12 protein-coding genes and 1 other annotated feature are annotated in these 14614 nt (G+C 47.0%); of the genes, 8 read left to right on the top strand and 4 right to left on the bottom strand.

Translation table 11 applies throughout. From position 1 onward, the window contains the following. The first annotated feature begins 299 nt into the window (after positions 1 to 299). The 4 genes from J2Z70_RS14730 to J2Z70_RS14715 are packed head-to-tail and all read left to right on the top strand — an operon-like array spanning position 300 to position 4134. Entirely contained in the window at positions 300 to 1721 is a 1422-nt protein-coding gene (locus J2Z70_RS14730; RefSeq protein ID WP_209874180.1) for an MDR family MFS transporter, read from the top strand. Positions 1722 to 1757: 36 nt separating this feature from the next. Then, a complete protein-coding gene (locus J2Z70_RS14725) occupies positions 1758 to 2930 on the top strand; it encodes an FAD-dependent oxidoreductase (protein WP_209874177.1) in 1173 nt (390 codons plus the stop codon). Between the two features lie 54 nt (positions 2931 to 2984). Further along, the gene (locus J2Z70_RS14720; RefSeq protein WP_209874174.1) at positions 2985 to 3671 is read left to right on the top strand and encodes a TetR/AcrR family transcriptional regulator; all 687 of its coding nucleotides are present in this window, start codon (positions 2985 to 2987) and stop codon (positions 3669 to 3671) included. Positions 3672 to 3708: 37 nt separating this feature from the next. Beyond that, complete coding sequence (locus J2Z70_RS14715) at positions 3709 to 4134, top strand: SRPBCC family protein (RefSeq protein WP_209874171.1); 426 nt, start codon at positions 3709 to 3711, stop codon at positions 4132 to 4134. Between the two features lie 255 nt (positions 4135 to 4389). Here J2Z70_RS14715 and J2Z70_RS14710 read toward each other — a convergent pair whose 3' ends face one another. From J2Z70_RS14710 to J2Z70_RS14700, 3 genes are all read right to left on the bottom strand, one after another. After that, positions 4390 to 4806, bottom strand: coding sequence for a VOC family protein (locus J2Z70_RS14710; protein WP_209874168.1), 417 nt, complete (start codon positions 4804 to 4806; stop codon positions 4390 to 4392). A 70-nt stretch (positions 4807 to 4876) separates the two neighbouring features. Next, the gene (locus J2Z70_RS14705) at positions 4877 to 6658 is read right to left on the bottom strand and encodes a sensor histidine kinase (protein ID WP_209874166.1); all 1782 of its coding nucleotides are present in this window, start codon (positions 6656 to 6658) and stop codon (positions 4877 to 4879) included. Continuing rightward, positions 6655 to 7380: a response regulator transcription factor gene (locus J2Z70_RS14700; protein WP_209874163.1), complete on the bottom strand. Its 726-nt coding sequence runs from the start codon at positions 7378 to 7380 to the stop codon at positions 6655 to 6657. The genes J2Z70_RS14705 and J2Z70_RS14700 overlap by 4 nt, the downstream gene beginning before the upstream one ends. 209 nt (positions 7381 to 7589) lie before the next feature. Between J2Z70_RS14700 and J2Z70_RS14695 the strand changes: the two genes are divergently transcribed. The 3 genes from J2Z70_RS14695 (at position 7590) to J2Z70_RS14685 (ending at position 11253) form a co-directional block, all read left to right on the top strand. Beyond that, complete coding sequence (locus J2Z70_RS14695; protein WP_209874161.1) at positions 7590 to 8594, top strand: M23 family metallopeptidase; 1005 nt, start codon at positions 7590 to 7592, stop codon at positions 8592 to 8594. 41 nt (positions 8595 to 8635) lie between these two features. Next, positions 8636 to 8879, top strand: a binding site (T-box leader). Positions 8880 to 8948: 69 nt separating this feature from the next. Continuing rightward, positions 8949 to 10805, top strand: coding sequence for an alanine--tRNA ligase (locus tag J2Z70_RS14690; protein WP_209874159.1), 1857 nt, complete (start codon positions 8949 to 8951; stop codon positions 10803 to 10805). Between the two features lie 298 nt (positions 10806 to 11103). After that, positions 11104 to 11253 carry a hypothetical protein gene (locus tag J2Z70_RS14685; RefSeq protein ID WP_209874156.1) on the top strand — a complete coding sequence of 50 codons (150 nt, stop codon included), beginning with the start codon at positions 11104 to 11106 and terminating at the stop codon, positions 11251 to 11253. 116 nt (positions 11254 to 11369) lie between these two features. On the opposite strand, the gene J2Z70_RS14680 is transcribed toward J2Z70_RS14685, so the two are convergent. Further along, positions 11370 to 12974 (bottom strand): M4 family metallopeptidase, encoded by a 1605-nt coding sequence (locus tag J2Z70_RS14680; RefSeq protein ID WP_209874153.1) that lies wholly within the window; start codon positions 12972 to 12974, stop codon positions 11370 to 11372. Positions 12975 to 13496: 522 nt separating this feature from the next. Between J2Z70_RS14680 and J2Z70_RS14675 the strand changes: the two genes are divergently transcribed. Further along, complete coding sequence (locus J2Z70_RS14675) at positions 13497 to 14465, top strand: LacI family DNA-binding transcriptional regulator (protein ID WP_209874150.1); 969 nt, start codon at positions 13497 to 13499, stop codon at positions 14463 to 14465. Positions 14466 to 14614 lie beyond the last annotated feature (149 nt).

The following is a 14614-nucleotide window of genomic DNA, read 5'->3' as shown; positions in this document are numbered from 1 at the left end:
CGAATGACCAGAAACGCAAGGGAGCGATCCTCCAATAACGGAGAATCGCTCCCTTTCTTACAAATTCATCTTTTAAGAAGGCATGGGATTTTTCCCCACCAGTAGAGTATCTACTTTTGGGACAGCCCCTTCTTTTTATGATTCTAAGAAAAACGCACACCATAACGAACATCATTCTTGACGAACAGTGTTCGTTATGGTATAAATAGTTCAAATCCATTATTCATGCTGGATAGCTGTTCTGAAGCTTGTATTACTGTAACTTCATACGCTTATTTAAGGAAAGGAGTAGAGCGTTTATGTCAGAGACAAAGGATAGCGACAGTATGAAACCAGCCTTTTCCTTAAAGCAGATACTGCCCATACTTCTCGCAGTTGCTTCAGGGATGTTCCTGGTGATCTTAGACAGCACCATCATGAATGTAGCTGTACCGAAATTAGTTAATGCCTTCGATACCAATCTTAGTACGATTCAGTGGGTCATAACGGCGTACACCTTGTCTTTATCGGCAGTCATTCCGTTAGCCGGCTGGTTCTCTGACCGTTTCTCGCCCAAACGAATGTTTATGGTTAGCATTGTGTTATTTGTGCTCGCTTCTGTGCTGTGTGCAATGGCAACCACTCCTACTCAGCTTATCGTTTTCCGCATCATCCAAGGTCTGGGCGGGGGCATGGTGGCTCCCATCGGAATTGCCACTGTATTCATGGTCGCTCCACCTGACAAAAGAGGATCTGTAATGGGCATCCTCGGTATCCCGATGCTGCTTGCTCCTATTCTTGGCCCGTTATTGTCGGGCTGGCTGATCGAGTACATCAACTGGCACTGGATCTTTTTCATCAACGTTCCGGTTGGCATCTTGGCTTTATTCATGGCCTGGAGGTACTTACCTGCATCGGATGCAAAATTGAACAACAAGCTGGATGTAATCGGCGCGCTTTTGGCTCCGGTGGCCTTTACTTCCATTGTGTTTGCTGTACATCAGGCAGGTGAGAAGGGGTGGTCCAATCTATGGACGTTAGCTCCTCTGGCTTGGGGACTGGTTATACTGGCCATCTTTATCTGGAATGAGCTTAGGCACAAGCATCCTTTGCTGGAGCTAAGAGTATTCCGTTCACCCACCTTTGTACATGGTATTTCTGTCGCCTGGCTGAATCAGATCGCTTTATTCGGAAGTATTCTGTTATTCCCGCTGTATTTACAGCAAGTGAGGGGGTTAACTCCTCTTGAGGCTGGATTATATGTGATCCCGCAAGCCCTGTTATCTACGGTCGGGATTAATGCCGGCGGCCGGTTGTTTGACCGTTTCGGTGTTCGCCCGGTTGCCCTTATGGGTATTCTGTCACTTTGCGGTTCCTTACTTGCTCTGACGCAGATTGATGCTCATACCAGTACGTTATACATCATTTGCAGCTTTGCTTTTGCAGGGCTTGGGCAAGGCTTAACAATGATGCAGATCAATACACATGTCCTCCGATCAGCTCCCAAGGAATTAATAAGCCGTGTTACGCCCATAACTACTTCAGCACAGCAAATCATGTCCTCCTTCGGTGTTACCATCACGATGGCTTTTCTGGCCAACCAAATCAGGGGACTTCCAGCGCAGCATTCATCCGATCAACTAGGTCATGCCTTCGGCTCAACCTTCTGGATTACTTTGGGGTTTGCAGTTAGTGCATTGGTTTTATCTTTGTTTTTTGCAGGCAAGAAGCAGGTTTCTTAAGAAAATAACTATCAATACAAAAGGAGATGTCTACACATGACAACTGTTAATTCTACCGAACAACGCCGGATCGCAATTATTGGAGGTGGGCCAGGGGGGCTAACGCTTGCCCTGATTCTGCAAAAGCATGGTATTACCTCGACAATCTATGAACGTGAGCATAAGGACCTAAGCCATGAACGCGGAGGCTCCTTAGATATCCATGAAGAGTCCGGGCAGCTCGCACTGAAGGAGGCCGGATTATATGAAGCTTTTCTGCAGGCAGCACGGTTTGAGGGCGAAGACTTCCGGCTCATGGATAAGACGGGAACCCTATACCTGGATGAAGTGGCCGATGAAGAGAGCTCGGAAGGGCAGAGACGCCCGGAGATTGACCGTGGTGTGCTTTGTGACTTGCTCTTAAACAAACTAGATCCGTCTACCATACAGTATGGCTATAAACTGGAGAAGGTGGTGTCTCTGGGCGAGGGTAAGACGGAGCTTCATTTTGAGAATGGACATACCGCAGTGGCTGATCTTGTCATTGGGGCGGATGGTGCCTTTTCCCGCGTTCGTCCTCTGCTTACCGATACAGATGTGGAATATTCAGGTCTGACGATGCTGGAGCTTAACGTAATTGCAGCCGATCACCCGGATCTGGCCGCATTTAACGCACGTGGCAAGATGTTCGCCCTGGATGATCACAAAGGGATTCTGGGGCAGCTGAACGGCAACGGACGGATCAAAGTATATGCAAGCTTCAAGGTAGAGCGGAACTGGTTAGACGAAATCCGGAACGATAATCCGCAGGAGACGAAGGCCAAGCTGCTTGAGCTGTTTCACGATTGGAGTGAACCGCTCAAGAATTATATCCGGTATGCCGAAGATGCGGTTGTACCCAGACGGATTTACATGCTGCCCGTCGGGTTTCGCTGGGAACGCAGCGCTGGTGTCACGCTGATTGGAGATGCAGCACATGTCATGTCTCCTTTTGCCGGAGAAGGGGTGAATCTCGCGATGCTGGATGCGCTGGAGCTGGCGCTTGCCATAGTACGGAACAAGCAGACAGCTGTGGCCATTGAAGAATATGAGGAGAAAATGTTCCAGTATGCCTCAGAGAAAGCACATGTGTCTAACGAAAATCTCATCCTGAGCTTCTCAGAGAATGCCGCTCCAAAGTTCGCAGCACTCATGCAATCTTATCAAGACCTGTATGAGCAACAAGGATGATGTTATCTTCCATGATGTATTTACTATTGGCTTCCGGCATGTTATAAGGAAAGTATGATGAAACCTAAACGTGAAATTGTGAGCCGCCGCAACCGGCCAGCCAAAGAACCCCTTAGTCATGAAATCATTGTCAAGACCGCGTATGAGCTGCTGAAGCAGGAAGGGACCTCCGGCATGAGTATGAGGAAGGTAGCCAAGCAACTGGACACTGGACCTTCCTCCCTGTATGTTTACGTCAAAAATCTGCAGGAATTGAGCTCATATGTGCTTGACCTTGGTCTCGGAGAGTTGAATCTGCCGGAGCTGACGAACGAGAACTGGAAGGAGCAGTTATTTCAAGCGCTGCAGGCTTATGCAGAACTGCTTATCGAGCAACCCGGATTAGCGGAGCTATCCCTACAGACGATTCCTATTGGGAATCATGCCTTTCGTCTGAATGAGTATTTACTTTCCGTCCTGCAGAAGGGCGGAATCACCTCTACGGCCGCTGCTTGGGGAACAGACTTATTGCTCCTGTACGTGTCTTCCATTGCGTTGGAGAAGGCTAAGAGAGCAAGCGAACTGATGGAAACTGCCCAAAGTTACTATAATGAAGCAGATCCGGTACGGTTTCCGCTCATGAACAGTCTGAAGACTGATTTATTCTCGGGGGATACCGCCTCCAAGGAGAGGTTCTTCTGGGCCATTGAAGTAATACTCCAGGGGATATTGCACAAACAGTTGGGAGACAATGGTAAGTAACCAAGCGACGAAGTTCATGAGAGAGGTGTCTATTGAAATGGAAGAGAATCAAACGACGAAAGTAACCGTACAAACTGTGGTACAAGCCCCTATCGAGAAGGTATGGCGCTATTGGACGGAGCCGGAGCACATCACGAAGTGGAATCAGGCCTCCGAGGACTGGCATGCGCCAAGAGCCGAGAACAATCTGCGGCCTGGCGGTACCTTTATGACACGGATGGAAGCGAAGGATGGCAGCATGGGCTTTGATTTTGGCGGCGTATACGATGTTGTGAATCAGCATGAGGTGATCAGCTACACCATAGAGGACGGAAGAAGAGTGGAGATTACGTTCGCCCGTCAAGGGGATGAGACGAAGATCATTCAAACGTTCGATGTGGAAAACGCCAATCCCGTCGAGCTCCAGCAAGCAGGCTGGCAAGCGATCATGGACAATTTCAAATCCTATACTGAAAAAAACTGATTAGAACAAAATCACCCTAAGGGATGAACAAGATTACCTTCGCGCGGCCTGAATGTATGCTGTTTTTCACTTACATTCAAGCCGCATGCCTACTTACGAGCCCAATGTATGTTGTTTTTCACATACATTGGTCCATATTCCGCTGTACCGACAATTGTATTCGGTTTAAAACACTAAACTATCAAAGAAGACGCCGGGGAAGATGCCCGGCGTCTTTCTTTTGCAGCCTTAGTACGAGTGTATTCGTCGTTAGCCTCAACCCTGTGCCGCATCCATGTTCATATAGTTAATCGCCCACAGATGGCCGTCCAAATCCACGAAGCCCCAATGATACATGAATCCATGATCTTCAGGCTCAGCGTGCAATTTCCCGCCTAAGGAGAGTGCGGTGTTCACGATTTCATCAACCTTGTCCCGGCTCTCGAATTCCAAAGCAATCGTCATCTGCGCATACTTGCCCGTATCGACGGCTTCCTTCTCCGTGAGTGTAAGAAAGAAGGCTTGATCGATCAGCATGACCTGCAGGTTGTCGCCGATCAAGAGGGCTACCGAAGTCTCGTTATCCGGATATTGCGGGTTGAGCTCAAAGCCAAGTCCAGTGAAGAACACTTTCGATTGGGCTACGTTTTTAACAGGCAGGTTGAGGCTCGTGAATGCGGACGTTAATGCCATTAGCAGAACACCTCTTCGTCATATATTTTCAAATATTTTCTTATGATTATACCACATTGGAACCTCTGGATTATTTTCTTCCAGCCCTCGAACGAGCATCCCATATCAAACGTATTTCCGTTCCCGCTTCGGGACTGGAGTGAACCTCTATTCGTCCTTGCATGGCCTCGATCAGCCCTTTGGTTACCGCCATGCCCAGGCCGGAGCCGACATCGGGCGCCCCTGTATCTGTGCCGCGATAGTATCGTTCGAACAGCTTCCACACCGTCTCCTGATCCATCCCGCGTCCATCATCCACAAATTGAACGATGAAATCACCTGCCTCCTTACCTGCCTCCTTACCTGGCTGCACCCTTACAATCAGCTTCGTGTCCGGCGGATTATGCAGCAGGGCATTAGCGGTCAGATTATCAACGATCCGTTCAAAGGAGGGGACGTGTACATAACCCTGTACCTGAGCCGGGGCAGGCTGGAACGTAATGCGACCCTCTCCATAAGCTGGGTTACGCTCAGCACGCTGTACCAAATCCTGCAGCAGAGCATTGATATCCGTTAGCTCAACAGGAGGCTGGTATCCGCCGCTGCGCAGACGATATGTCATGGCCAGGTCGTTGACCAGCCTGTCCATGTACATGGACTTGTCCACCATAATGCCCGCGAATTCGCGTACCTCTTCCGTAGTCCACTGGTATTTCTCTGCCTCCAGCATGTGTGCATAACCCTGGAGCGAGGATAGCGGTGTCTTCAGATCATGGGTGATTCCAGCAATCCATTCCTCCCGCAGAGAGTCGGTCTGTCTGCGGAGTTCTTTATCCTGTCTCAGGGTATCGGATAACGTCTGGATGGAACCTAACACTTCCGTATATACCCGATATTTACGTCGCCATTTCCCATTCTTCTTCTGACTATGCGGCCTGCCGCGGGGGCCTGCCGGCTCCTCATATTGTCCGCGTTCAAGCCGCTGCAGCCATTGGAGCATATGGAGCATCGGATACCCGAACAGGTTGGCATACCAGACAGCAAGCAGGATCAGCAAGCCGATAATAGATACCAGAAGCGCAATCAGGGCAGGTCCAAAAATAAACCCGAAGGGGTTCACGTTGCTACCCGCCGGATTGTCCGCAAGAGGAACACTAAGCATCCAGGTGGAATGGTTCTGCTCATCATAGCGGGTCACTGTGGTCATTCCATACCGGATGGGGTATCGTGTACGCAGAATCAGATCCTGGATGCTGTAGCTGTCCGGAATGCCTGCTGCGGGCTTGTTGAAAGAAGCCATCTCCTGTCCCTGTTCATCCAAAATCTGAAGATAGGCATCCGCCGAGCGGATGATATCCTGCTGCCCGGATGCCAATTCCAGCTTGTTATTGGCATAACGGCCCCCGTTATATGCTTGCTCCAGCATGGTTACAGACTGGTTGTTCTCTCCATACAACAGGGTGAAATTAATGCCTTCTCTTTCGCGGATGAGCAGATATAGCCGGTAGGGAAAGGGCTTTTGTCCTTGCCAATAAGATATGAGTTCTCCAGGTTTATAGTGATTCGGCACATCGGAAGGGGTATGAAAAGCATCCAACACACGACCCTGCTCATCGAGAACCTGAAGCCAGCCGTTGTTTTCATCAATTCGCTTCAGCAACCCCGGATCATACTTAACACTGCCGTCCGGCAAAATCTCTGCTGTACTGATTAGCTGGTCGAGTCCGACAGTGGCAAAATCTTCAACAAGGCTGGCCTCATTCAGCTGCTGAATGACCCAGTAAGCTATACTTCCGCCGATGACCAGGATCAGGACCACCGTACCCGCAAGCAGGCCAATGAACCGCGTCATCAATCTGCGTCTTACACTCATCGCCCAGGTCCCATGTCAGACTGAATGAGCTTATACCCTAGCCCGCGAACGTTCACCAATAATTCAGGGTTGGAGGGATCAGCCTCAATACGCTCACGAATCCGGTGAATATGTACCATGACGGTGTTGTCATCCGAAATGGCCTCCGACCCCCAGACCCGCTCATACAATTCAGACTTGGTGAAGATACGATTGGGATGTTTGCAAAAGAATAGCAGCAGCTGGTATACCAGCGCAGGGCAGTTCACGGGTTGACCTTCGACTCTGAGTTCACCGGCTGGCTCCATAACCTGGAAGCGCCCATAGTCATAGATCCCTTCCCGCGGCAGTTTTTCCGCTTCCGTCTGTCTGGGCAAATATCGTCTCAGCAGCGATTTGATCCGTGCGACTACTTCCAGCGGGTTAAAGGGTTTAACGACATAATCGTCTCCGCCAACCGCAAAGCCGGTCAGCTTGTCATAATCGGTGGTTTTCGCAGTCAGAAAGAGAATAGGGGCATCTGTAATTTGACGCAGAAAAGGGCAGATTTCCAGCCCGCTTCGGCCTGGTAGCATCACGTCCAACACGATGCAGTGATAGGTTTTCTTTTCACATGCAGCAATTGCGTCTTCACCGGTAGTGACCGTATCAATATCCAGGAATTGCTCCTTGAGCAATACCGTTCGGAGCATATGCAGAATCGCCTGTTCATCATCAACAAGCAAAATTGAAACTTCATCCATGGCGAAATAGAGCCTCCCAGCTTTTTATATAAGTATCATACCATTCTGAAACACTGTGCTGCTTGCCGGTAACCTTAACGGATGCTTAATTTTGGAGAGGTAGCCCGCCGCAAAGTTATGATAGTCGTAAGAGTAAGTTAGACGGCAGATAAGTTTGATGTCGTACACTGGACTGTAAAGATATCGTTCAAACAAAGGAGTGCAGGGAAATGACTAGAGGATATTCGAATAGCTGGAAGCTGCTTGCCGTAGTGCTTGGTACGTGTGCGATGTTGTCTGCGTGCGGCACTTCGGAAGCATCTGAACCACAAGAGCAATTACCGGTAGAACAGACAGCCGAGGAGGACGCAATGATTACACCAGACAATTTCATGGATACCTTAATGAAGGGATCGAAGGAGGACATCTACAAACAGATGAGTCCGGAGTTACAGGAAATCATATCGCTGGACGAATTCAAGACGACTGCCGATAGCTTTATGGAAGGCACTGCTTCATGGGAGAAAGTTACGGAATTTAAAATGAACAATCTGGTTGAAAGCTCATGGAAGGATCAGACGGGGACAAAGGGGATTCAAGCCTCTTTTGCCGAAGATCACCAGATTGCGGGGCTGCTTATTCAGCCGCTTGAAACGCATGAAGCAACGGATAAGGCGCTGACCAAGACAGCATTCCAGTTTCCGATGAAGGGCGAATGGTTTGTGTTCTGGGGCGGGAATGATGTGTTATCCAACTATCATTATGCTCATGAAACCCAGCGTTACGCACTCGACATTATCCGCACACAGGATGCTTCAAGCTATCAAGGTGAGGGAACGGACAACGAGGACTATTATGCTTTTGGTGAGCCGCTCTATGCAGCCGCAGATGGCAAGGTGGTAGAAGTCAAAAATGACATTCCGGATAACACGCCGGGCGTGATGAACGCTGAAGCACCGGAAGGGAATGTCGTGGTCATTGATCATGGAAACGGGGAGCACAGCATCACAGCACATATCAAGAAAGGCAGTGTAGCCGTCAATAAAGGGGATAACGTTAAGCAGGGAGATCTCATCGGACATCTCGGTAATTCAGGGAACTCCAGTGAAGCACACTTGCATTTTCAGGTATCGGACGGGCCTGACATCTTCACTTCCCGTTCGGTTCAGATCCGCTGGGCCGATCAGAGTCAGAAGCTGACACGAGGGAATTCTTTTCAGGGACTGCCCTATTGACGAAGTAAGTTGATTGTGCTAGCATTGCTTTAACTTAAAACGAAAAGGCTATGATGAGAAATAGTAGCTATTAGGGATCTCACAGAGAGAAGATGGTTGGTGCGAATCTTCATTGATCTAATAGTGAAGCAGTCTCGGAGCTGTGGACCGAACAGAGGAATCTTAGTAGGCTTCAACGGAGTTCCACCGTTATTCAGGAAACAGTATCGGAGCAATCCCGTACTGATAGAGCGCAGAGCAATCTGAAGTTAGGTGGTAACACGGACATAATCGTTCGCCCTAAGTTGACAAGAAACATGTCAGCTTAGGGCTTTTTTGTTTTAAGCATAACTAATATTTAATGGAGGGTTTAGAATGACACCAGATGAGTTGAGACAATCCTATGTTGATTTTATGAAAAGAATAGGGGCTAGCCAAGTGCCTTCTTCTAGCTTGTTACCGGAAAATGATCCCTCAACGTTGTTTACAGGAAGCGGTATGCAGCCGATGGTTCCCTATTTATTGGGGGAAAAGCATCCGATCGGCAATGAGATTGCTAATATTCAGAAGTGCTTAAGGACAGTGGATATTGATGAAGTAGGGGATACGTCGCATCTGACATTTTTTGAAATGATAGGCCGTTGGGAGTTCAAAGCAAATGAACTTAACTATAAGCAAAAACAAATCGATGCCATTTGGCATTGGCATATCATCGAATTAGGAATGGATCCGGGAAGGCTGTATATCAGTGCTTTCGCAGGAAGTGACGAATTGAATATACCGAAAGATACGGAAGCCACTCAGCTCTGGTCAGCAAAATTCAAATCCGTCGGGATAGAACCCATCATTGAAGATGATCCCTGGCAATATGGGGCATCTAGAGGCGGGAAAATATTCTTATACGATGAAAAAGAAAACTGGTGGAGCCGGGCCGGAAGTCCGCTCCATATGCCGGTTGGTGAACCGGGTGGACCCGATAGTGAAATGTTTTATGATCTTGACCCAAGCGGTGATCCACTGGATCATCCTGCTTCTGAAAGCGACCGATTCCTGGAAATTGGGAACAACGTATTTATGTGTTACACAAAAGGAGAGACCGGATTCGTAAAAATGAAAAATCCCAATCTGGATTATGGAGGCGGATTAGAAAGGGTGGCTACAGCCCTTAACGGGGACAAGGATATTTATAATACGGCTTTCTTCCTTAATCCCAAGAACAAGTTGATGGAGCTAAGCGGTAAATCCTATGCTGACGATCTAAAGTCCTTTAGAATCATACTGGATCATGTGAGAGCGGCTACGTTTCTCATTAATGACGGTGCAGAGCCAGCAAATAGTGATGCAGGGTATATAACAAGAAGGCTATTAAGAAGGGCCATCCGTGCGGGTAAAAAAATAGGGATACAAGGAAGCTTTGTGGGTCAGTTGTCTGAAGTTTATATCGATGAAGCAACAGCTTATGAAGATTTGATCCGCAATAAAAAGAAAGTAATTGAAATCGTAAATAAGGAAGAAAGTCTTTTCTATAGAACATTACAGCAAGGAGAATTTGAAATACAGAAACATCTGAAGAATAAGGGTAAAGTTACGGGGGCAGATGCCTTTTATTTTTACGAAACCTATGGATTTCCCTTGGAGTTGACAGAAGAGTATTTAACTGAAAGTAGATATAGCATGGAGGACAAGGCGTCTTATGCAGAAGCGGCAAAGAAACATACTGAAATGAGCAGAACTGCTTCTGCAGGTAAATTTAAAGGTGGCTTAGCTGAACATTCCGCAGAAACAACCGCGCTGCACACGGTATCTCATTTGCTACTTGCGGGGTTAAGGGAAGTTCTAGGGGATCATGTTCACCAACAAGGAAGTAATATTACTTCCGAACGATTACGGTTTGACTTCAACCATGATGAAAAACTTACACCCGAGCAAATAGCTGAGGTGGAGAAGTATGTGAATGATGCAATTTCATCCAGAGCAGTTACCTCTATTTCAGAGCTGCCTAAACTTGAAGCGAAAGAAAGTAATGTGGAAGGAAACTTTTGGGATAAGTATCCGGATATCGTTAAGGTATATACCATCCAAGATCACGAAGGGAAAGTGTGGAGCCGGGAAGTATGTGGAGGGCCTCATGCAGAAGATACCACAAACTTAGGAACGTTCCGTATTGCAAAAGAACAATCTTCTGCTGCTGGAGTCAGAAGGATTAAAGGAGTAATTATAGGTAGACAATAACATTGTCCCATAAGAGCCCTCGCCTAGCGCGGGTTTTCTGTTCAGACAGGGAATGGCACTTTAAGAGCCAACAAATTAATTGACCAAAGGATGGAAAAGACTAAAAGCTTCATTCACCTTAGACAATTTTACAGCAATGATAAATATCTCTGATAAGATTATTGGGATAATCGCAGATTCGATAGAGCAGGCTTTAGAAAAGCTATTGCTTTTTATGAGCTTGTTAGAGCTGAGGCCAATATTTCACAGCTACAAGAGTATCATGCAATTATGCGAAATATTTTAGAAGGGGAGTTCAATGATGAAAATGATGAAAAAGAAGCTTTTGTTATTGACAACCGTATTGCTGATTAGCTCATTAACCATTTTGACTGCCGCAAGCGCCGAGGAAATCACTACACTTCAGACCACAAAAGTGACAACCAATAGCCACGGCATGGGCCACTGATTTGTCTGAGATTCTTAATGGATTGATTCCCCCCAAAAAAAGCAAGAGAATTGACTGATGTTGATTTACATCATACAGGCCAATGATCCTCAGGATCATTGGCCTGTTATTCTGTTTTAGTAGACGCCTACCGCGTTGTAAGCTTTGGTTACAGCAGTTACTTGAGCCGAGCCTGCGCCAAACAATTCAGTAGCCGATTGAATGATGGCTGTGCGTGCAGCAGAGAAGTTGGAGGAGGTAGTAAGATAATATACAAGTGCATTGTAATAGATTTGAACAGCATCCTCACGGCCAATACCAGTGACCGTTACACCGTTAAACGTACCGCCTTGAGCAGCGAGATAGAAAGCTTTGTTATTAATGCCGCTGTTCGTATGCACACCGCCTTCGTCACTGGTACCGGTATAACGGTCGCTGTATTTGTCAGGCTGGCCGTACAATGGCGGATTAGCAAGTGAGCGGAGTGCGTCACCCGCTACACCCGGTGTATATATTTTATCACCGATCAGCCAGTTCGCACCTTCAATTGAATTTCCGATGATGTCGGAGAAGGACTCATTAAGTGCCCCCGGTTCTCCGTAGTATTCAAGATTGGATGTTTTCTCAGTCACACCGTGCGTCAGCTCATGGCCTACCACGTCCAAATCACCGGACAGCAGTGTAAAGGTAGATCCATCCCCATCACCATAAACAATTTGCGCGCCATTCCAAAATGCATTGTTATAGGAAGTGTAGTAATGAACGGTCGAACGGATCTGCAGTCCGTTGTTGTCCAGGCTGTTGCGGCCGAAATGCTGGAGATAATAATCATAGGTTCTCTCAGCATAGGTGTGGGCATCAACCGCGGCTTTGTCGGTCCAGACATTGTTAGTGCTGGTTAAAAGCGTCCCCGGAAGAGAGGTCTTGTTCTTGGCGGTATAAGTCACAATGCCCTTGCCGCGGGTGCTGTCATAGAGCTGGTAGGTTGAACCCGAGAGGCGTGTCTCGAACGTTTTGGTATCTCCAAACACTCCAGTGCCCGTGCCCGTCAGGTTCTCTAAGATATTATATTTGAACAGTACGCTGCCATTCTCCGCAGAAATGAAGTACCGTATCCGCAAAGGCTCGGGTTCCAGCACGTTCACTTCCGTTTTGTAAGCTAATTTAGGTTCTCCGTCCACGATAAAATAATACAAATCCGCTGTAGGAGTAACTTGGGGCTCACCAAGTGGTCCATGTTCCAGCGTGGCATCCTGACCGGCTGCCAGGATGGCATCTGCTCCGGATATGGTTTGGAGTTGAATCAGCGGCTGCGGAATGGTCTGGTATACATCTTCAACTACACTTCCCAGCAGGGAGGTAACGTTGCCGGCTTTGTCGATATGCAGAGTCTGATCGGCTCCATATACCGGTATCCCCGAGATATACTGGCTTAACCGGTAATGCTGGCTGCCGGTCTTGCTGTTTGTTTTTTGCTCTGTAATTTTGAATTTCTCACGGACATCCTCCTTAGCCGAAAGATGCAGGTTCCCTTTAACATTTTCAAGATATCCCCATACTTTGTCCTCAGAAGCGGAGCCTGCCGGGGCTTTCCAGGCTTGGCCCGTAATTGAAATAGGGGAAGAGCCTGAGAAGAGCTCTACAGGATTATTCTCCTCATTGTTTTCAGCCGCAGTGCCCACCGAGGCAAAGGACCCAAGTGCTACCACACCTGCAAGAAGTGAAGCTACAATCTTTTTCATAATGAATACTCCTCCGATCAAATTGGTTGGTTTTAAGTTGTGCCGGGTTCTTATAATCATCCTTTATCAAGCCTGTGTACTTACTCAAGCTGCGATCTGGGGTGCAAGGACTAAGGCGGCGAACAACCTTAATGTACGGAGGGAAGTGTGGAGAGGGCAAGACCCCTTTCATGAAATTTACAACTACATCCTTGTTCACAGATCTCCAAATTGGATATAAATGATAAAAATGTAATTATAGTGTTTTCAGTATATTTAGGTTTTTGAATAGTAACTATGATCAGAATCACAATTAATGCGATAAAATTAGTAAACAATCATTATGCAACATTGAAATTGAACATGGCGGCTTCAAAAGAACTGAAGCTTGACAGTCTACAGCATTATTCCTGGGAGCAAGACAGCCCCGATGTGTGTCTGCACTCGTGACTCGCCCTCCTTTTGAAACGTTTCCAAAATAAATATTGAAACGTTTCCATTTTGGTGATATCATATTTTCCAGAGAGAGTTCGGAGGTGTTATATGACAAGTATTAAAGATGTTGCAAACTTAGCAGGCGTTGCTGTAGGAACCGTATCCAGAGTCATTAACAACTCTGGCGCTGTTAAACCCAAGACACGCAAAAAAGTGGAGGAAGCGATACAAGAACTGAATTACTTCCCTAATGAAGTGGCCCGGAATTTCAAGATGCAGAAATCCAAGATGGTAGCTCTACTGCTTCCGAGCATCTGGAATCCATTCTTTTCTGAATTGGCTTATTACATTGAGGATGAGCTGGATCGGGAAGGCTTTAAGCTTATGTTATGTAATAGCGGAGGTAAGCCTGAGAAGGAGCTGTACTATCTGGAAATGCTCCGGCAGAACAAAGTGGCGGGGATTGTGGGCATAACTTATAACGATATCGAGAATAATGTGAGCAACAACATTCCGATTGTAAGCATCGACAGGCACTTTAACAAGAAGATTACCTGTGTGACCTCAGATAATTTTGAGGGAGGACGTCTTGCTTTAAGGGAGCTGGTGAGAGCAGGAGCCAGGAAACCGGCTTTTATGGGGAGTGTTACTTCCGTTTTCAGCGAAACCATGAACCGCAGGCAAGGATTTATCCATGAAGCGGAGGCTTTGGGTATCGATTATGTGATCTATGAGAAGCCGGATCCAATAGTAGATGACAATGCCTATATTCACGAGTTCCTCAACGAGCATGGCGATGTAGATGGAATTTTTGCCATTACCGATATGCTGGCTGCCAGCTATATTGACAAAGCACGCAGGAAGGGTATTCGTATACCAGAGGATGTGAAGGTCATCGGTTATGACGGTATTCAGGATAACCCTTATTTTCATCCTATTCTATCTACAATCAGGCAACCGGTAGAAGAGATGGCACGTATGACAATTAGACTGCTCTATAACAAGATTGAAGGCATTCCCTTAGATAAACAAGTGTATCGTATCCCTGTTAAATTCAAACAAGGTGAAACGACATGATCCCTTTAATCGAAAAACTTCAGCTTATTCTGTGGATGCACTCTATGAACTGATGTTTTTCACTCTAAATTGGAAACGTTTCAATATTGATTTTTATGAAGTACTTGATAGAGATCTACCGACTGAGTTTTTCTAAATTTAAATTGGAA

This window comes from Paenibacillus silagei (assembly GCF_017874735.1).
Lineage (GTDB): Bacteria > Bacillota > Bacilli > Paenibacillales > Paenibacillaceae > Paenibacillus_AQ > Paenibacillus_AQ silagei.
This window is presented reverse-complemented; position numbering and strand designations above follow the sequence as displayed.